This is a genomic window from Marinobacter salexigens, assembly GCF_002806945.1.
GTDB lineage: Bacteria > Pseudomonadota > Gammaproteobacteria > Pseudomonadales > Oleiphilaceae > Marinobacter > Marinobacter salexigens.
Genome location: NZ_NIHC01000013.1, coordinates 1 through 18393, shown reverse-complemented (window position 1 = coordinate 18393; position 18393 = coordinate 1). Strand labels below are relative to the sequence as shown.

Here is an 18393-nt window from a genome sequence, read left to right as displayed (position 1 = left end):
CGCGTTGTGAACCTGAAAAGTCTACTTTGTTCCTTTCTTCTAATCTTGCCTGTGGCGGCAACTGCACAATCTATATCGCCGCCGCAGATCGAACAGTTCAAGTCTCTGCCGCAAGCACAGCAAGACGCCTTAGCGCGACAGTACGGCGTGGATTTAAACCAGATTCAGGGAAGCGCAGGCACGAACGGCCCGAAACCGAGCCAGCCAGTGACGGTGGTTCAGCCGCTTGAAAACGGCAAACCTGAAAGCGAAGATAACAACAAGCAAGCGAAAGAAGAGCAGGCGTTTGCTGAAAAGAACAACGGCCTGAAACCCTTTGGCTACGAGTTATTCGAAGGCAAACCCAGCACCTTTGCCCCAGTGACCGAAATCCCGGTTCCTGCCAACTACACACTGGGCCCAGGTGATGAATTGAAAGTTCAACTCTGGGGTAACGAAAACCGCCAGCTATCACTCATGGTTTCCCGCGATGGCACCATTGATATGCCTCAACGCGGCCCGATTGTCGTAGCCGGCTTGAGCTTTCAACAAGTCAGAGATGAAATCAGCAAACTGGTGGCCGAGCAGTACATTGGCGTAAAAGCCGCCGTGTCGCTAGGCGAACTCCGCAGTATGCGAGTGTTTGTGTTAGGCGAAACCCGCACACCCGGCTCCTACAGTGTCAGCTCCTTGTCGACCATCACCAACGCTCTGTATGTATCCGGCGGCATTCGCCACACAGGCTCCTTGCGTAACATACAGCTCAAACGCAACGGCAAAGTGGTCAGCACACTGGATTTATACGACTTGTTGCTCAAAGGCGACACTAGTGGCGACGCCCGCTTGCAACCCGGAGACGCGGTTTTTATACCGGCTGTGGGGCCTCGCGTGGGCATAGACGGGGAAGTGTACCGCCCCGCCATGTACGAAATTAATGGCACAACCAGTTTGCAGGAACTGATCAGCCTTGCCGGGGGCATGACGGCGCAGGCATACCCACAAATCACGCGCATAGAGCGCACAAACCAGGAGTTTTTGCGCGTGATTGCTGAGGCCGACCTGACGAAAGCAGCCGGTAAACAGGCGCGCGTAAAAGCCGGTGACCGGGTCACTATCGCATCCATTGCCGATGTAACCGGCCAGTATGTTGAAATAACCGGCGCCGCCACACGCGCCGGAAAGTTTGCCTGGGTTCCGGGCATGCGCGTGAGCTCGGTAATACGCAATCTGGATGCCGATCTGTTGCCCATGGCGGATACCAACTTTGCAGCCATCGTCAGAACCAATCCGGATACGCAACAAATTTCGGTGCTGAGCCTGGAATTGAAAAATGCCCTTATTAATCGTGGCGGATCAGCAGATTTGGTACTTCAGGAGAAAGACCGGATTTTAGTGTTTGCCGATGAAGGCAAGGGCGACTTTATACAAAACAACGGAAACGGAGATTCCGAGAACTATAGCCGCAGGGCTCTGTTCGAATCAGTAGTGAAGCGTTTGAAAACGCAGGCAACACCGACAGCACCGCAACAAACCATGACCATTAGCGGTCCTGTGCGTTACCCCGGTGAATATCCGTTACCGGCCACAGGCAAAGTAAGAGACGCCATCGTAATGGCGGGAGGGCTAACAGACTCTGCCCTGATGCTGGAAGCTGAGCTAGCCCGCCGCGTACTGGATGAAAACGGCGTAGAACGAACCCGCCTGCAAGCCATTGACCTGGCCAATGCAATGAATGATCAGGTCGATGTAACCCTGCAAAGCCGTGACCGATTAATGGTTAAGACTGTACCGCTGTTTGGTGCTACCCGAACCATTACACTGAAGGGCGAAGTTTTATATCCCGGGGAGTACACCTTCAGCGATGGGGAAACCCTTACCGCAGTGCTTCAGCGTGCTGGCGGCCTAACCAGCAACGCCTTTCCCCGAGGTGCCGTATTCACCCGCGAAAAGCTCCGACAGCTAGAAGCTCAGCGCCTACAAGAAGCTGAGCAACGCTTACAGGGCGACCTTTTGGGTGTTCAGTTGGAAGGCGATAGCTTCGGTGGCAAGAACGCACAAAAGGTCGAACAGGTAAAAGGCCTATTGGGCGATGTACAAAACAGCCGCCCGGTGGGCCGCATGGTGATTGATCTGCAGGCCGTACTGAGTGACAGCAGCTACCAATCCATTCGCCTGCAAGACGGCGATTCTTTAACCGTGCCCACTATTCCACAATCCGTAAGCGTATTTGGCGAAGTGCAGTTCCCAACCAGCCATCTGCACCTAGCTGGACTAACGGTTGACGACTACCTGGAACGCTCCGGCGGCCCAACCCGCCAAGCTGATGAAAACCGAGTGTACGTTGTGAAAGCCGACGGCTCAGTTATGTTGCCAGAGAAAAGCGCATGGTTTGGTGGCCGAAGCCAGCAACTACAGCCCGGCGATACCGTTATCATGCCGATTGATGTGGATCGCTTGAACCAGCTGGAACTCTGGACCAACGTAAGTCAGATTGTTTACCAGATGGCCCTTGGTGCAGCGGCTGTGGGGAATCTGTAATGAACCAACCTGTCGTGAGCCAAGTGGCTGAGCAAGCCTACTACCCGGATGATGAAATCGACCTCCGCGAGCTTTTCGCCACCCTGTGGCGTGGCAAGTGGTTAATCATCCTGTTCACCATCGTCTTCGCCGCCGCCGGCGTATTCTACGCGTTGAGCAAGCCCAACATCTATCGGGCCAGCGTGCTGCTGGCTCCTGCACAGAGCGAAGGCGGCCCCAACATTAGTGGCCAGCTCGGTGGCCTCGCTAGCCTGGCAGGTATCAGCTTGGGCGGGGGTGGGGGCAGCAAAACGACCATGGCGAAGGAAGTGCTGCAATCCCGCGCATTTCTCACCGAGTTTATTCACCGGCACAACCTAATAGTGCCTCTCATGGCTGCGGAAAGCTGGAGCATGGAGCAGGGGGAATGGGTATTTAATGAAGAGCTTTACAATCCGAATACCGGCGAATGGCTTATAGACGAAGATGGAAAAACTCTCGAACCCACAAACTGGGACATGGTTAAAGTCTTTAAAGATGTACTGAGTATTTCGGAAAATAAAGACAGCGGGATGATCACCCTCAGTATCAAGAGCCTGTCACCCCAAGAGGCTAAAAGCTGGGCTGAGAAGCTCGTAAATGACATAAACGAACACATGCGGAAGCAAGATGTAAAAGAGGCCGAAGCACGCATTGCCTACCTAGAGCAAAAACTGGGCGAAACCAACATTGCCGGCATGCAGCAAGTGTTTTACCAGTTGATTGAAAGCGAAACCCGCACGGTGATGCTGGCTAACGCCCAGAGTGAGTACGTTTTTAAGACGGTCGACCCGGCGGTAGTGCCTCAGGAAAAGAGCGAGCCCAAGAGAGCGCTTATAGCGGTAGTGGCCACCATGTTGGGGGGGATGCTTGGGGTGTTTGCTGTTTTCGTGATTGCTTTTATCAGATCCGGCAAGGAGAAGACTGAAGAAAAGGCGTGAAAATGAGTGATTAAGCGAAAGAACTTCGATAAGAGGCCCTTATCAGTTTTTAAAGGGCTTTTGTAATCAATGAGTTTGGTCTTCGGATTTCAAGCGTTGGAAACCCAAGCTAATCCGTTTCCAACAGTGTAAAAGCATTTTCCACATAATGTGGCTGATTGTGGTTAGAAACGCGTTTCCCGCGTAAGAAACTCCTTTTCCAAGTTCGGTATTCGATTGAATACGTCTCACTATTAACTCATGTAATCTGTTGAGCTAGGCCTTTGCCAAACTCCAAAGATCAAGTTTTTAACGCCGATCACCTCAAAGCCGGTATGAAAGAACGCGCCGTTAAAAGCGCGGGCATCACCTTGGCCGCTCAGGGTATCAAGTTGATCCTGCAACTGGGCTCCGTCGCTATCCTCGCCCGCTTGCTGCAGCCGTCAGATTTCGGCCTGATTGCCATGGTAACCGTGTTCACCGGCCTGGCCCTGCAATTTATGGAAGGCGGCCTTTCCATGGCGACCATCCAGCGCGACCAAATTACCCACGCTCAGGTATCCAACCTGTTCTGGGTAAATGGCGCCCTGGGTACTGTCCTGTGTCTGCTTGGCATCCTGATTTCGCCGTTGGTTGCCACTATTTATGACGAACCCCGCCTGACACTGGTGATGGCCGCCATGAGCCTGACTTTCCTGATTGGCGGACTATCCGTACAACACGATGCCCTGCTACGACGGCAGATGCGTTTTAAAGCCATCTCGGTGATCGACATTGTTTCCATGGCGGCAGGCGTTATCGCCGGCATAGCCGCAGCTTTGGGCGGCCTTGAATACTGGGCGCTTGTGATTAGCCCCATAACCACCTTCGCAACAAAAACAGTGACGCGTTGGCTGAGTGCCCGCTGGGTGCCGTCGATGATGAGCCGTGGTTCCGGTGTGCGGCCGCTGTTGGGGTTTGGGGCGAACCTGACCGGAGCGAACTTTATTGGGTATATGGCCACAAACCTAACCCCATTCGCCATCGGCTACATAGGTGGTGCCCAGTCGCTGGGGCTGTTTAACCGCGCCAACATGCTCACATCCATACCCTCTAGTCAGATGCTACCGCCGGTAATGAATGTATTGCAGCCAACTTTAGCCAGGGTTGCCAACGATCCGGAACGGCTGCGCAGCACCATCACGTCCATTATGGGTAAGCTGGTGCTTGGTACTATGTTTGTAACGCTCACCATGGCGGTCTTGGCAGACTGGATCGTCCAGTTGTTTCTGGGCTCCGGATGGGACGGTGCTGTTCCCATCTTCCGGATGCTAGCGGTGTTTTCGTTAGTAGAGCCCATTGCCGGCTTTCTGGCTGTTTCTCTTGTTGCGATAGGTAACGCGAAAGCACTGTTGCGATGGAAAGCGATTACCTTCTCCATTCTAATTGTCTCTGTAGGCATCGGCTCGTTCTGGGGGGCGTTTGGTGTGGTCGCGGCCTATGCGCTTTCTGGTGTGTTCATTCGTTTGCCCGGGTTTCTGTACTATGCCAGCTGGTTCCTGCCGGTTACGTTTGGTGAGCTCATCAGGGCATTAGTGCCCTCTGCAATCTGTGCCTTGGGAACCATTGCAGCCTTGTACTTGCTTCGACAGTTCATTCTCATAGAAAGCCCGATAGCGGGCTTAGCGGTATTTATAGCCGCTGCAGCAGTGATCTACCCGGTACTGTGCATACTCATAAAGCCCACCCGGCGTGAATTGATAGAACTCCGAGGCCTACTCAAACTTCTAACCTCCAGGAAATTGACCTTAAAGTGACGACCAAACAAAGCCTCCAAGCACTTAACGATACCGTAATCGCTAACGGCTACTGTGTAGGCTGCGGTGCCTGCGCCGTACCGGACCAAAGCCCGTTTAAAATCGTTATGGATGACTACGGGCAGTATCAATCCAGCCTGAAAGACGCCAACGTATTTGCGACAACGCAAAACGACTATGAGAAACTCTGTCCGTTCGGTTCGGGCACACCGAATGAAGATGAAATCGCCAAACAACACTTTTCGGAAACCTGCGATCACAACAACCAGGTAGGTTATTACAATGGAGTGTTCGCCGGGCATGTTGCCGAAGGTGATTTTCGGAACCAAGGCAGCTCCGGTGGAATGGGTACCTGGGTGCTCAATGAGCTGCTTTCAAAAGGGCTGGTGGATTACGTGGTACACGTTAAATCCGAAACAGCCGCTCAAGGCCTACACAACATCCCATTCAAGTATCAAGTTAGTGAAACTCTGGAAGAAATCCAGCAAGGTGGGAAGTCTAGATATTACCCGATTGAATTGTCTGAGGTGCTGAAAACCGTTCGGAACAACCCCGGCCGTTACGCCGTCGTTGGGTTACCTTGCTTTATCAAGAGCATCAGATTGCTCCAGGCCCAAGACCCCATTCTCGCAGAGCGCATACAATACTGCGTAGGCTTGGTGTGCGGCCACCTGAAAAGCGCCCATTACGCACAAAGCTTGGCTTGGCAAATGGGTATAGCTCCGCAGGAGCTTGAGGGCGTAGATTTCCGAATCAAAGACCGCTCACAACCCGCCAACCGTTACAGCACCTACGCCAAGGGTAGCACCGGCGAAAAGGTAGTGCCTACCAACCAGCTGTTCGGCGCAGACTGGGGCGCAGGTGCGTTCAAGTACAAGGCTTGTGACTTCTGTGATGACGTATTCGCTGAAACCGCGGATGTGGTGCTGGGCGATGCCTGGTTGCCAGAGTATGTGCAGGACAGCTATGGCACCAACGTCGTGGTAACCAGAAACCAAAATATCCGGCAGTTGATTGTTAATGCCCGTACTGAGGGGCGTTTAGAGATGGATGATCTGGGTGTTGCAAAGGCCGTTCAGTCTCAGGATGCGGGGTTGCGGCACCGGAAGATTGCGATAGGTTACCGAATTCACCGAGAACAAATGACGAAGGCTTGGGTTCCAACCAAAAGAACAGGCCCAATTAATACGCTGAGCCCGCGCTATGAAATGAAACGGCAGCGATTAAGGACCAAGTTGAGGCTCCTATCGCATGAATCGTTTTTGAAGGCGAAGCGTAAAAGCGAGCTATTGACATACATTAATACTGTGCAACCCGTTTATGCTCGCTACTCTCGGCAAGGGCGGTCATTTTTTCACAGGTTAATTTCTTTTTTGAAGAGGCGCCTGATTATATCTGCCCGGTAAGTGTGATCAAAAAATATAAAGGACGGTGGTGTTGAATGAGTGCTCTTGATTTTAGACGGCAATATATCATTAGTGGTTCGGAATTGGATCCATTGCCTGGTTGGGAGAGGGTTGATCTTTTTGAACAATTGATTGTTTGTTATCACCCTGATTTGGAGGTTGCAAGGGTTAGCACTCCCGCGGGGGGCCTAGTTGTTCTTGGTTATATCGTTGATCCTCTTTCGCCTGAATTGACGACACTTGAAATAGCTAAAGGATTAGCGGGCGATAGCAGTTCCTTTGATGACCTTTTGAAACATATATTTGGGCTGTCTGGTAGGTATGTAATAGTTTACTGGAATGGTTCGGAAGCGAAATTGGTTCACGACGCCTGTGCATTGAGAAAAGCTTTCTATTTGTTTGATGGTGATGAGGTTTACTGCGCTTCTCAGCCCGGGCTAATAAAGCACTATAAAGAGCTTGTTGAAAGAAAAGACGCAGATCTAATTGAGTTTATGAGCTCAGAAAGCTTTATGAAAAGCGAATCGTCTTGGGTTGGTGACGAGACTATTTATGAAGGTGTAAGACAGCTTATGCCAAACTCTTATCTGGATATAAGAGGTGGAGATGTTAAGCGTTATTGGCTCAATAATTTGGAGCAACTTTCTTTTGATGAAACGGTAAAAGAGGTTTCTAGGATACTTAAAGGAAGTGTTGATGCTATTACACGCCGAGGAGAGGTGATGCAGTCAGTTACCGCTGGTTGGGACTCCAGAGTTTTGCTAGCAGCGTCAAGATACGTGAGTGATAAGGTCTACTATTTTGTAAACACGATGAATGTTTATAATGATGACCACATGGACATAGCAGTCCCTAAAACCATGCTCGGAGATATGGGTTTAGAGCTTAACATTTTCAAGAATATGCCTAAGCTGAGGGATGATTTTTTTTCCCGTATTCAAGTTAATGTGGAAGGGGCAAGGAATCTTCCTAAGACTCTGGCTATACAGTATTACCACGACTTTCACTATGGAAAGTTGAACGTCAACGGTAATGGTTCTGAAGTGGCCAGAAGCTATTATGGAAGCGATCACGTTGAGTGGGGGGAGATAACTACGGATTACGTATTATCGAAAGCGGGGCTTGATAAAAATAGTCTCTATCTGAAAGGCCAGGTAGAAAAATGGTTGTCTGATGTCAAAGATTTGGTTGAAGATGGCGGTTTTAATATAATGGATTTGTTCTACTGGGAACAACGGATGGGTAACTGGGGTGGAATGTTCATGGCAGAACAGGATATCGCAGTTGAAGGGTTTATGCCGTTTAATAATAGAAAGTTATTGGTATTAGCTCTAGCACTCGATGCCAAGTATAGAGCAGCTCCAAATCATACTCTTCATAAGAATCTCATTGAGGAAATGTGGCCAGAGCTTTTGAAATATCCAATTAACCCAGAGACTTTGAAAAGTAAAATCAAGAAAGCTGCTAAAAAAGTAATTCCATCTGGCGCGAAGGACGCGATAAAGGCTCTCTTGCAATCGTAATCTAATGTCTAATCGGTAACCCCAATGAAAAAAGTCGGAATTCTGAATTTCCAATATTCAACTCACAACTACGGCGCCGTACTTCAGGCTGCTGCCCTTGAGCACATCTGTCGCCAACTTGGCCACGAAGCTACACACTTGGACTTCATGGCAAAGCCAAAAGTTAGGCTGAAGGGGCGTGTAGGGCAGTTGTTGAGAAAGCTGGGTTTGCGCAAAACACCGAAGGATTCCCAGATCGCCAACGAAGAAGCGTTTGAGCGGTTCCGGGAGAGCTTTATTAACAGAACAAAGCGCATTAAATCACCGAAGGAGTTTCGGGCGATCGCTCAGGGGTTTGAGGCAGTTATTGTCGGGAGCGACCAGGTCTGGCGCCCGGCATTCGCCAGAGACACACTGGCTTTTTTCCTAGGTCACGTTCCAAAAAATGTAGACCGTATCGCCTACGCTGCCAGTTTTGGAACGACAACCTGGGAACAGGCAGGTGACACGGCTTTAACCGAGAAGGTGCGGCAAGAGCTGCAGCAATTCAAAGCGGTTTCTTGCCGTGAAGAATCCGGTGTGGAAATTTGTAAGGATGTGTTCGGCGTTGGGGCGGTGCATGTACTCGATCCGTTGCTGCTGGTTGACGACTCTTTTATTGATAGGGTGGTTACTGGATCGTCAGTTAAATCCGGCTCCAAAGTGGTTTATTACAAGCTTGATGCCACGCCTGAATTTCAGGAAGACCTGAAAGCTGTTGGTTCAGAACTGGGTAGTGAGGCAGTTAATATCTACCTGAAAGATTCAAGCGTTCGCGAGTATCGAGAAGTGCCGGACTGGCTCGCGTTAATTCGCGATGCTGAGACGGTGGTAACCGATTCATACCACTGTATTTGCCTTGCGCTGCGGTACGGCAAGGATGTCGTTTACTGCCCGAATGAACAAAGAGGTCAGACCCGCCTGGACAGTCTGTTTAATAAGCTGGATGTGGAAGTGAAACCCTTGGGGATTGAGCTGAAAACACCGATGTTCAAGCTATCCAAGCGTGGTGATATCGAGGTTGTTTTGGAAAGAGAGCGAGCGCACTCTATGAAATTTCTGACGGATGCCTTATATGGCTGAGTGCTCGATTTCCATCATCATCCCTGCCTATAACGTTGAGAAATATCTCGGCGCTGCTTTACAGTCGATCAAAGACCAATCGGAGCTTCCGGATGAGGTCATCCTGATTGACGACGGAAGCACGGATGCAACGCCTGACGTCGCTAGGGCTTTTGAGTTTCCAGTTTCTTACCAGGTAGTGTCGATCGATAACGCCGGGCAAGGGAATGCTAGAAATCTCGGGGTTAGCCTTGCTTCGTCAGGGTATGTTTATTTCTTTGATTCGGATGACCTGCTTACTAAAAACTTCGTCAGCTCGATAAAAAAACAGATACGCGACAATCAAAAACCCGACATCATTCTGTTTTCCGGTGAGGCATTTAATGATAGTGAATACCAAGGCAGTCGCTGGGTAAACTACTCCCGAGGCTTTTCAGGTGTGTTTACTAATCGAACCGATTTCCTGAGCCAAGCGGATTCCCACAAAGCTTTGTTCTGCTCACCTTGTTTATATGTATCCAAGAAGTTTCTTTGGGGGCCGAAAGGGCTAGAGTTCGGCCCCAATTTTCTGGAAGACGAAGCGCTTTTCTTCCCGCTCTTGTTCGCGTGCAATACCTTTGTGGTTATTGATACGGTGCTCTTTCTGCGTCGAAACCGCGAAGGCTCGACCATGACTATGGCGCCGAACACCAAGCATGTAAATGGTGTGCTTAATTGTATGGAAAACATGTTGAGTTTGTACGCTTCCGAAGATCCTATGTCTGGGAACCGTCGACATATTCGTAAACGGCTTGAGTCATATTGTTTGGCTTATCTCGTTATGGCCAGAAGGGCAGGACTTTCAGTAAGAGTTGGGTATGTGTTGAGCGCAATAGCCAAGAGTAGAAGTGTGAGTTTGGCTGTGAAAACTCTGCTATATGGCGTGCGTGCCGACCAGTCAAATACGATGCGGAGAATTGCCAGAGCTGTGAAGCGGGTGAGGGGAGTTGCCCGAGGGTAGGGGGGGGCAAAACGTCCATTTTATAGAGAGGTAGCACCGGTTCGTTGATATCGAAAAACGGCGAAAACTGGGGTTTCGGTAAATTACTAAGATCCAGTTTACTGCTCTCCGCCCTAGGGCCGAAATCTCACTTCACCGAAGGCTGCTTGTTTGATTGAGTGCTTTTGTAGTGGCATAGTGAACCTGGCCACTTGACTTTGAGTGTATGATCACTCACACAGAAAGTCAGGTGCAGACGATGACGAAGAATAGAAGATACAGCCCGGAATTCCGCTTGGAAGCGCCCCAGCTTGTGGTAGACCAGGGTTACACCCTGAAGGCAGCGTGTGAGGCAATGGGTGTCGGTAAGTCCACGATGGAGTACTGGGTGCGCCGACTCCGAGCGGAGCGATCTGGCAAGGCTCCACAGAAAGGTGAGGCGCTGACCCCGGAGCAGCGTGAGATTCAGGAACTGAAGCGCAAGCTGCGGCGGGTGGAGGAGGAGAAGGAGATATTAAAAAGGCTACGGTAGATTCAACCGGTCAGTGCAACATAATGCACAATGGTAACTATCGGGGCTTTCAGAATGCCGCAGCAAGTATCAAAGACCAGGGGGCTGACCTACCAGCAGAAGCAGGAGCTATGGGCTCGATGGAAGAAAGGGCAGTCGCTTAGCGAGATTGGCAGAGCCCTTGGAAAGCATGCTGGATCGATCACTGGAATGCTCGCCATACATGGTGGCATTGCCCCGCTGGGACGCTCCAGATCAGCGAGGGTGCTTAGTAGCTCTGAGCGCGAAGAGATTTCACGAGGTATCTCAGCGGGACTGACATTGACTCAGATTGCCGACTCGATAGGACGGTCTACCTCAACCATCAGTCGAGAGGTCAGTCGGAACGGAGGAAGAAGTCGGTACAGGGCGAACGTGGCAGACCGGCGTGCCTGGATCCAATCAAAACGGCCGAAAAAATGCCTTCTCGCATTGAATGAACCCCTCCGTGCAGCCGTTGCCGAAAAGCTGAGCCTTGACTGGTCTCCAGAGCAAGTAGCAGGCTGGCTAAAACGCCAGTTCCCGGACGACAAGTCGATGCATGTGTCCCATGAAACGATTTACCGAAGTCTCTTTATTCAAGCCCGCGGTGTTCTGAAGAAGGAGCTTGTCAAACACCTCCGATCAAGACGTAGCATGCGTCGATCACGGTGCAGAAGCTCTGAAGAGGCAGAATCCCGCACCAGCATCACGGATTTAGTTTCTATCCGTGCTCGGCCAAAAGAGGTTGAAGACAGGGCTGTTCCTGGCCATTGGGAGGGAGACCTGATATCCGGATCCAAGAACTCACATATTGCGACGCTCGTAGCGCGGCAGTCTAGATTTACGATGCTCGTTCATGTCGGCGGCAAAGATACGGAAAGCGTTGTTTCGGCGCTGTGTCGGGAAGTTGGCCAGCTCCCCGAGGAGTTGAAGAGAACCCTGACCTGGGATCGAGGGGGTGAGCTGGGTAACCACAGGAAATTTACGCTTGCGACCGACATGCAGGTTTATTTCTGTGACCCGCAGAGCCCTTGGCAAAGAGGCAGCAACGAGAACACCAATCGTCTGTTGCGCCAGTACTTCCCGAAGAAGACCGATTTATCGGGCTATTCCCAGAAGGAATTAAATAAATTTGCAAGGAAGCTGAATGAAAGACCGAGGAAAACACTCGACTACCTGACACCTGTGGAGAAGCTACAAAGTATATTTGCGTTGACCGGTTGAACTCACCACCGCTCTCTTGATGTCGGACTCCCTGAGCAATTCTCGATAATCGAGCGACTTGAAGAGAGCCATGCGGTGCAGCATCTGTGTCAGGTGTTTGGGGTGCATCGCAGTAGCTACCGGGCCTGGCGCAGCCGGGACAGCAGGCCCTGCGAAACGGAGCAGGGCCTGCTGGAGCAGATTGTCGAAGCGCACGAGGCCAGTAACGGTTCGGCCGGCGCTCGTAGTATTGCCCAAATGGTTACGCAGGCCGGAATGCCGCTAAGCCGTTACCGTGCCAGCAGACGGATGAAGCAGTTGGGATTGGTGAGCACGCAACCGCCAAGTCACGCTTACAAAAAAGCGGATCAGCCGCACCAGGATATCCCGAACCTTCTGGATCGGGAGTTCGATGTGAAGGAGCCCAATCAGGTTTGGGCGAGCGATATTACCTATATCTGGACAGGTGCACGCTGGGCTTATCTGGCGGTGGTCATCGATTTGTTCTCTCGTAAACCAGTAAGCTGGGCGATGTCTTTATCGCCCAATACGGAGCTGGTAAAAAAGGCTTTGACGATTGCCTACGAATCACGTGGAGAGCCGTCGGAAGTCATGTTTCATTCGGATCAGGGCTGCCAGTACACCAGCCTGGGTTTCCGACAGTTGCTCTGGCGGTACCAGATGAAGCAGAGCCTCAGCCGCCGGGGAAATTGCTGGGATAACGCCCCAACAGAGCGCTTCTTCAGGAGCCTGAAAACAGAGTGGGTGCCGGAAACCGGGTATCCGTGCTTTGCCTCGGCGAAGCAGTCAATAACGGACTACATGATCGGTTATTACAGCGCCCTTCGCCCGCATAAGCATAACGAAGGACTGCCGCCAAACGTGGCTGAGCAGGCCTACTGGAAAGCTCAAAAGACGGTGGCCTAAAACACTTGACCACTACAGCCTGTTACCAGATCGGGGCAGCCTGACGGAAGAGCTGGAGCAGGTTAGGGAATATCGAGTTGAGGTGGAAGCTACCAGCCCGTGACCTCTATCGGCCAAAACCATTCCGAAGCAAGTATGCTGGCGCTCACCTACGGATACCTGACAGAGATCGACCGAGGTGGCCGGTTGCGTACTGCAGTAGGGCCAGACCGTGTTCTTCAGGGGGAGGCGACAAGCCCTACTTTGTGGGAGCGCCGGAGTGCGCCAGTGAGGTGCGCCGCATTCACGGCCTGAAACCCGGTAACGGCAATGTGCATAAACTGACTATTTAGAAGAGGCAGCGTTGTCTGGTAGAAGTGGTATTGGGGCTTGAGTTTACTGCCATGAATAAAACCATCCGCGGTAGCCGCTTCCGCACCCGCTTTAATGCAGTGATTTTGTCTGTATCCAGGGAGGGCAAACGGGTGCTTGGCAAACCGATTGATATCACCTTTCGCATGGGCGACACTTTGTGGCTGGAGGCCAGCTATCAGCTTGAAGAACAGTACCGCTTTCTGTCGGGATTTCCTGCTGGTCAGCGCCTTAAGTGATTCCACACCACCGGACTTCCATAATGCCCTCAAGCCACTGGGCATACTCGCGGTGACGGTGGTGCTTAGCACCTGAGGCTTGCTGCCGATTCTTGCGGCTGCCCTTGTTGCCGCCGGAGGCATCATAGTGTCTGGCTACCTCACGGCCAGCCGTGCCCGCCGCAGTGAAGATTTGCCGGTATTGATTGTGATTGCTTTGTCGCTCGCCTTGGGCAATGCGATGACAGAAACCGGCGCCGCCTACTCGGAAGCCAGTAGTTTACTAGACTTCGGTCCGCTAATCCCTTGAGTGACCCTGGGGTTACCCCCCCCCCAACGGAAACTGGCTATGATGCCCTGAACTCTACTTGCGCACTCCGCTAAAAAGGGGGATTACCATACCATCTCGGCCAGAAACCGCTCTGTTTGGATTATCTTGCTCTTGGCGGAGAACTCTTCATGCCGCATGATCATTACTGCCGGTTCGATTGTCAGGGAATTAAATATTTCCAGATCAGGGACTCAGGCTGAATTAATCAGCGCTTCCTTAGGTGTTTGTTCGCTTTTTTGAACAATAGCCTGTCAAGACCATGCTGTTCTAGGAAATGACGGAACTTGAGAGTTGTGGCTACGTCCGGCAGACGGTGCAGCTTCAGAGCGGCAAGCTGGCGTATGGATTCGATCTCGTACAGGGCGTCTTCCATGGCAGGATCACTGAGGTTATAGAATAACTGCATGCAGTGAATGCGGAGCATGGCAGACAGCAGATACGGAGGTAGTCTGTTCTGGCCCTTGGGGTAATAACGGGCTACTCTCTTCTCCAATCGCTTACAGGGAACCAGCTTATCCATCCGTTCCAGAAAGATCTCGCGCTGGTTTTTCGCTTCTTTGTACGGTACTTGGCTTCGGATAAAGTGGTCTGATCCATGATGGCAACAAATCCTATGCGGTAGAAGATGACCGTATTATCGCTAGTTTTGGAGACTTATTCATGTTCTCCTTAAAAGTTAATAACGAGATTGTTTGTTTAAATGAAACGATATATTCTGGGTGAGCGCGCTTCGTTAAATTTTTTGTTTCCATTAATATTTTTGTTTTTTTATAGTGTAAAATTTACAGGGCTTCCTAATTTTTCACATTTAGGAGGAGTGTTGATTCCTTTTGTATTTTTTCTTATTTCAAAAGTCGGTTATAGCTTAAAAGTAATAACTTCCAGTTTAAAGTTTTGGTTGTTATTAGCTGTCTTCTTTATGTTTCTTACTTTGTCGGTGGCAGTTCCATTCTTGCATGGCACTGCAGATTTTAGCTTGTTGCCAACGATCGCCCACTCTATATTCATAATTCCAGCATGTATGGCGATTTCATCGCTGATCAATAACGGTAGAGATGATGATCCGCTTGGAAATATTGTTAATTTGTTGGGTTGGTTGTTAAAGCTGCAAGTTGTTTTTATACTTTTAATGCTTGTGAGTTCGGATGCCCGAGATTTTGTTCATGGTTTTGTGCGCACCGAATCACAATTAGACCGAATGGCAGTTTACCAAGGCTCAAGAGGGCTCGGCGTCTCGGGTTCGGTTGCGTTCGGGTTATCCACGCAGCTTGCAATAAACTATCTTTTATATTTTTTTATGCTTTATGTAAGTAGATGCAGTAGTTACAAGGTCATCGATTACGTCTGGATGGGGCTTGGTGTAATAGCGATGTTCTCTGCTGGGAGGACTTCAGTAATCTCGGTGGTCTTTTTACCGTTTGCTATATTTATGTATTCAGTTCAGTTTAAGAAAGTTAGTATTAAGGGATTTGCTTTTGACTCTGTTGTTGTGGCTTTTGTGTTGTCTTTGTTTGTGTTTTTTTATTATATTTTCGGGCTTTCTGAGAATGAGTCGATACAAAGATATATTTTTTATGTTTTTCAGCCAGTTGATCACTTTCTTCGAACAGGAAGTTTTGAGGTTTCTTCTCTTAAGGGTTTAAATAATATGTATTATTATCCTGGGGATAAGACATTCATTTTTGGGGATGGGCGGTATAGCAGCGATTCCGGTGGGTACTATGGTTCTGTCGACGCTGGATATATGAGGTATATCCTCTACGGAGGTGTTTTTTACCAAATCTTATGTTCTGTTGGTTTCTTGTATTTTTGTATTATTTTTAATTCAGTATTGAAGAGATATTTGCTTGGAAGTCATTGGCTGGTTATTTCGATTTTTTTTGTAACATTTGTACTTCATTATAAGGGAGATTTTATGCTTTTGGCGGTAAATCCTAATAAAATATATTTTGTAGTTATTTTCTACTTTATTTGTTTGAGGGCCAGAGAGAATCGGAGCCTGTCAACATAGTTGGCGCGTTTAAGGGCTCAGCTCTTTAACAATTAGCCGCCTTTTCCGGGTTCAATGTGACCGAGTCCGCTAAGCTGAGGTTTCGGGTTTTCCTAGTCCAGCGTTGGGGGTTCGCTGCTTTCGCCGCGTCTATAACCTGTTTTCGCTGTGCCAAGATTTGGTCAGCCTAGCCAGTATGGCGCTGCTGGGGTGTTACGTAATTCAGGGCAACGTGCCGATGCTCGGTGTTGTACCAGCGGACGAACTTCCCTATGTGTCAGCGTAGTTGACGGATTCTATATGGGCCCTCCGGACAATGTACTGGTTTTGTCTGTTGGCGAAAAGACTCAGATTCAGGCTCTTGACCAAACCCAGCAGATATAGCAGCTTCGCCCAGGATAAGTTCAGCGCCGCCGGTCCAAGAAATTTTTTGGATGTCTTGCGTCAAATTGGCTGTGACACTTCGAAGGATCTGGATCTGGATCTGCACTTCACGCCCACGAGCCCTTCCTAGCTGAATGCGGTCGAGGGATGGTTTGGCCAATTCGAGCGACGCGGGGCATTTTCACTAGCGTCGGTGAATTGAAGTCTGCGATTAAAAAGTTCATTAAGGTTCACAACAAACACTGGCAAAGCAGTTCCGTTAGCATAAAAGCGCAGAATCCATTACGACGTCAGTGGTTCGGGCAGAGCTGAGTCTAATTGACAATGAATGAGCAAATTAACCGAACGGAGCATTAGCTGTCGCTCGTCTGATTATAGATTGCTATCGTAAATAATGGAGAATGGCCTTGAAAAAAGCTCTCAGTGAACCGTTAATCACAGTTTATATTCCTACTTATAATAGAGTTTCTCTTCTCCAGCGGGCTGTAGATTCGGTTTTGTTGCAAACGTATAAAAATATAGAGGTTATTGTAGTTGACGATCAGTCAACAGATTCAACTGTAGAGTACTTGCGGTCTGTTTCTAAATGCAACGCTAATGTTCGCTTTTTTGTCAATGAAGTTAATTCTGGAGCATGCGTTTCTAGAAACAAGGCTATACACGAAGCTCGTGGTGAATATGTGACAGGGCTCGATGACGATGACTACTTTTGTAAAGACCACGTTGAGTCGCTTTTGAGGGCGTGGCGGAAGAAAGATAAGGATGCGATTGCAATATTTCCAAATTTTCTTAGAGATGCTGGTGGCGTTCTCAAGAAGGCGTCTGCTCGTTTAAAAAGTTGTCGTGCAAGTGATCTCATATTCTCAAACTGGATTGGTAACCAGATATTCACTCAGAGAGATGTTCTCCAAAGTGTTGGCGGTTTTGACGAAGACTTTCCTGCTTGGCAAGATTATGAGTGCTGGTATAGGTTGCTAAAAAATACTGGAAAGAAAGCTGTGTGTTCCGGGGAGTATACCTATGTCCAAGATGCTTCTCATGCCCAAGAGCGAATCAGTAGTTCAGGCACCGATAAAATCACTAGGGCTTGGAACTTGTTTACTGAAAAACACTTACTCAGCCGAACAGAGCGAGAGATTGTAAGGCTAATGCTCGTTACCTATGGGGTCCGGAATGTTAAGTTGCGCTACTTATTAATTAAGATGGTTCGGATGCCAAAGCCAACTAACATAAAAAATAGCATTGTAGTTATTTTTAAGTATCTAAAAATTATTTGAGGTGCGAGCTGTGATTTCGAAACCTCTAGTTTTGACTATAGCCATATCGACTGTTAAAGGCGATTTTGATGGTGTTTTGGAATACATTGTAAGAGTATCTAACAGACTACCTAGGAGGGTTGGGTTTGTAATCGTTTCTCAGCTTGAAGATGTTGATCGATGTTATAATGAAACGGATTCTGTTAAGGTTGTTTTTAGTACTCAGAAGGGTCTCTCAAGAAGTAGAAACTTAGCCTTTGATAACTGTAGGGCAACTTGGGTTTGGTTTCAGGATGGCGATATATGTTTAATTGAATCTCGGATAGAGGCTCTTATAAACTTTCTGGAAAGCTCTCAGTTTGACATCGTCTTATGCCAAGTTGGTAGCTTGGAAAACAAAGCTGAAAACTTTAAAGATTACTCAAGATATAGCGTAAGCCCAACATTGCTTTCATTCCGAATTTCGTCAATAGAGATCATCGCAAGAAGTGCTTTCCTTAAAAATAATAAAATCAAATTTGACGAAAATTTAGGGCTAGGTACCCAACTTCCGTCCTGCGAGGAAAATCTGTTTTTTTACGATGCGGTTGTAAGAAATAGGGCAAGATACGGTCGTTATGCAACGAACGTTTGCTTGCATACGACAATGCCCGAAAACCGTAGCATTGACTATAAAAGAAGGTACAAGGCACGTGGTTACCTATTGGGTAGAATGCGCAGTATTATTTCGCCGCTGGTTCTAGCCTGGTGGACTATCCGTAATACAGGCGATGGGGTTTCTCGAGTTTCCAGATTCAGCCTTATGCTCCAAGGATATTTACGCTGCATTCGCAGACTGCAGAACTAGGGAGACTCTGAATAAGTCTCAAAATCAGCGATAATACGGCCATCGTCAACCGCACAGGATTCGTTGCCACCATGGATCAGATTACCTTCTCCGAAGCCGAGTACCAGACCAAGAA

16 protein-coding genes and 2 pseudogenes are annotated in these 18393 nt (G+C 49.2%); 16 read left to right on the top strand and 2 right to left on the bottom strand.

The features are described from left to right. Window positions 1-6 precede the first annotated feature (6 nt). From CDH47_RS17005 to CDH47_RS17755, 12 genes and pseudogenes are all read left to right on the top strand, one after another. The gene (locus CDH47_RS17005; protein ID WP_100641491.1) at window positions 7-2517 is read left to right on the top strand and encodes an SLBB domain-containing protein; all 2511 of its coding nucleotides are present in this window, start codon (window positions 7-9) and stop codon (window positions 2515-2517) included. Next, complete coding sequence (locus tag CDH47_RS17000) at window positions 2517-3476, top strand: Wzz/FepE/Etk N-terminal domain-containing protein (RefSeq protein WP_100641490.1); 960 nt, start codon at window positions 2517-2519, stop codon at window positions 3474-3476. Before CDH47_RS17005 ends, CDH47_RS17000 begins: the two co-directional genes overlap by 1 nt. A gap of 314 nt (window positions 3477-3790) precedes the next feature. Next, window positions 3791-5251, top strand: a complete 1461-nt coding sequence (locus CDH47_RS16995; protein ID WP_239985877.1) for a lipopolysaccharide biosynthesis protein — start codon at window positions 3791-3793, stop codon at window positions 5249-5251. After that, a complete protein-coding gene (locus tag CDH47_RS16990) occupies window positions 5248-6657 on the top strand; it encodes a Coenzyme F420 hydrogenase/dehydrogenase, beta subunit C-terminal domain (RefSeq protein WP_100641488.1) in 1410 nt (469 codons plus the stop codon). Before CDH47_RS16995 ends, CDH47_RS16990 begins: the two co-directional genes overlap by 4 nt. Window positions 6658-6692: 35 nt before the next feature. Next, the gene (locus tag CDH47_RS16985; RefSeq protein ID WP_100641487.1) at window positions 6693-8180 is read left to right on the top strand and encodes a hypothetical protein; all 1488 of its coding nucleotides are present in this window, start codon (window positions 6693-6695) and stop codon (window positions 8178-8180) included. Between the two features lie 24 nt (window positions 8181-8204). After that, entirely contained in the window at window positions 8205-9281 is a 1077-nt protein-coding gene (locus CDH47_RS16980; RefSeq protein WP_100641486.1) for a polysaccharide pyruvyl transferase family protein, read from the top strand. Then, on the top strand, window positions 9274-10260 hold the full coding sequence (locus tag CDH47_RS16975; RefSeq protein ID WP_161494504.1) for a glycosyltransferase family 2 protein: 987 nt from the start codon (window positions 9274-9276) through the stop codon (window positions 10258-10260). Before CDH47_RS16980 ends, CDH47_RS16975 begins: the two co-directional genes overlap by 8 nt. Window positions 10261-10498: 238 nt before the next feature. Next, the gene (locus tag CDH47_RS16970; protein ID WP_161494503.1) at window positions 10499-10771 is read left to right on the top strand and encodes a transposase; all 273 of its coding nucleotides are present in this window, start codon (window positions 10499-10501) and stop codon (window positions 10769-10771) included. A gap of 54 nt (window positions 10772-10825) precedes the next feature. Further along, window positions 10826-11995: an IS30 family transposase gene (locus CDH47_RS16965; RefSeq protein WP_100641499.1), complete on the top strand. Its 1170-nt coding sequence runs from the start codon at window positions 10826-10828 to the stop codon at window positions 11993-11995. Between the two features lie 6 nt (window positions 11996-12001). Then, window positions 12002-12901: pseudogene (locus CDH47_RS16960) on the top strand (IS3 family transposase); the annotation flags it as partial. 383 nt (window positions 12902-13284) lie between these two features. Beyond that, window positions 13285-13491: a TrkA C-terminal domain-containing protein gene (locus CDH47_RS17760; RefSeq protein WP_239985876.1), complete on the top strand. Its 207-nt coding sequence runs from the start codon at window positions 13285-13287 to the stop codon at window positions 13489-13491. Window positions 13492-13618: 127 nt separating this feature from the next. After that, a complete protein-coding gene (locus CDH47_RS17755) occupies window positions 13619-13780 on the top strand; it encodes a hypothetical protein (protein ID WP_239985874.1) in 162 nt (53 codons plus the stop codon). A 226-nt stretch (window positions 13781-14006) separates the two neighbouring features. On the opposite strand, the gene CDH47_RS16950 is transcribed toward CDH47_RS17755, so the two are convergent. Continuing rightward, on the bottom strand, window positions 14007-14321 hold the full coding sequence (locus CDH47_RS16950) for a transposase (RefSeq protein WP_239985872.1): 315 nt from the start codon (window positions 14319-14321) through the stop codon (window positions 14007-14009). Window positions 14322-14501: 180 nt separating this feature from the next. On the opposite strand from CDH47_RS16950, the gene CDH47_RS16945 reads away from it, so the two are divergent. After that, window positions 14502-15812, top strand: a complete 1311-nt coding sequence (locus CDH47_RS16945; RefSeq protein WP_153045493.1) for a hypothetical protein — start codon at window positions 14502-14504, stop codon at window positions 15810-15812. A 166-nt stretch (window positions 15813-15978) separates the two neighbouring features. Here the strand turns inward: CDH47_RS16945 and CDH47_RS17865 are convergent, their stop codons facing one another. Beyond that, window positions 15979-16065, bottom strand: coding sequence for a hypothetical protein (locus CDH47_RS17865; protein ID WP_420843693.1), 87 nt, complete (start codon window positions 16063-16065; stop codon window positions 15979-15981). 11 nt (window positions 16066-16076) lie between these two features. Between CDH47_RS17865 and CDH47_RS17750 the strand changes: the two are divergent. The 3 genes and pseudogenes from CDH47_RS17750 to CDH47_RS17860 all read left to right on the top strand — a co-directional run. After that, window positions 16077-16487, top strand: a pseudogene (locus CDH47_RS17750) (hypothetical protein); the annotation flags it as partial. Window positions 16488-16582: 95 nt separating this feature from the next. After that, window positions 16583-17452: a glycosyltransferase family 2 protein gene (locus CDH47_RS16940; RefSeq protein ID WP_161494501.1), complete on the top strand. Its 870-nt coding sequence runs from the start codon at window positions 16583-16585 to the stop codon at window positions 17450-17452. Window position 17453: 1 nt separating this feature from the next. Beyond that, window positions 17454-18278: a glycosyltransferase gene (locus CDH47_RS17860; protein ID WP_100641474.1), complete on the top strand. Its 825-nt coding sequence runs from the start codon at window positions 17454-17456 to the stop codon at window positions 18276-18278. The last annotated feature ends 115 nt before the right edge of the window (window positions 18279-18393 follow it).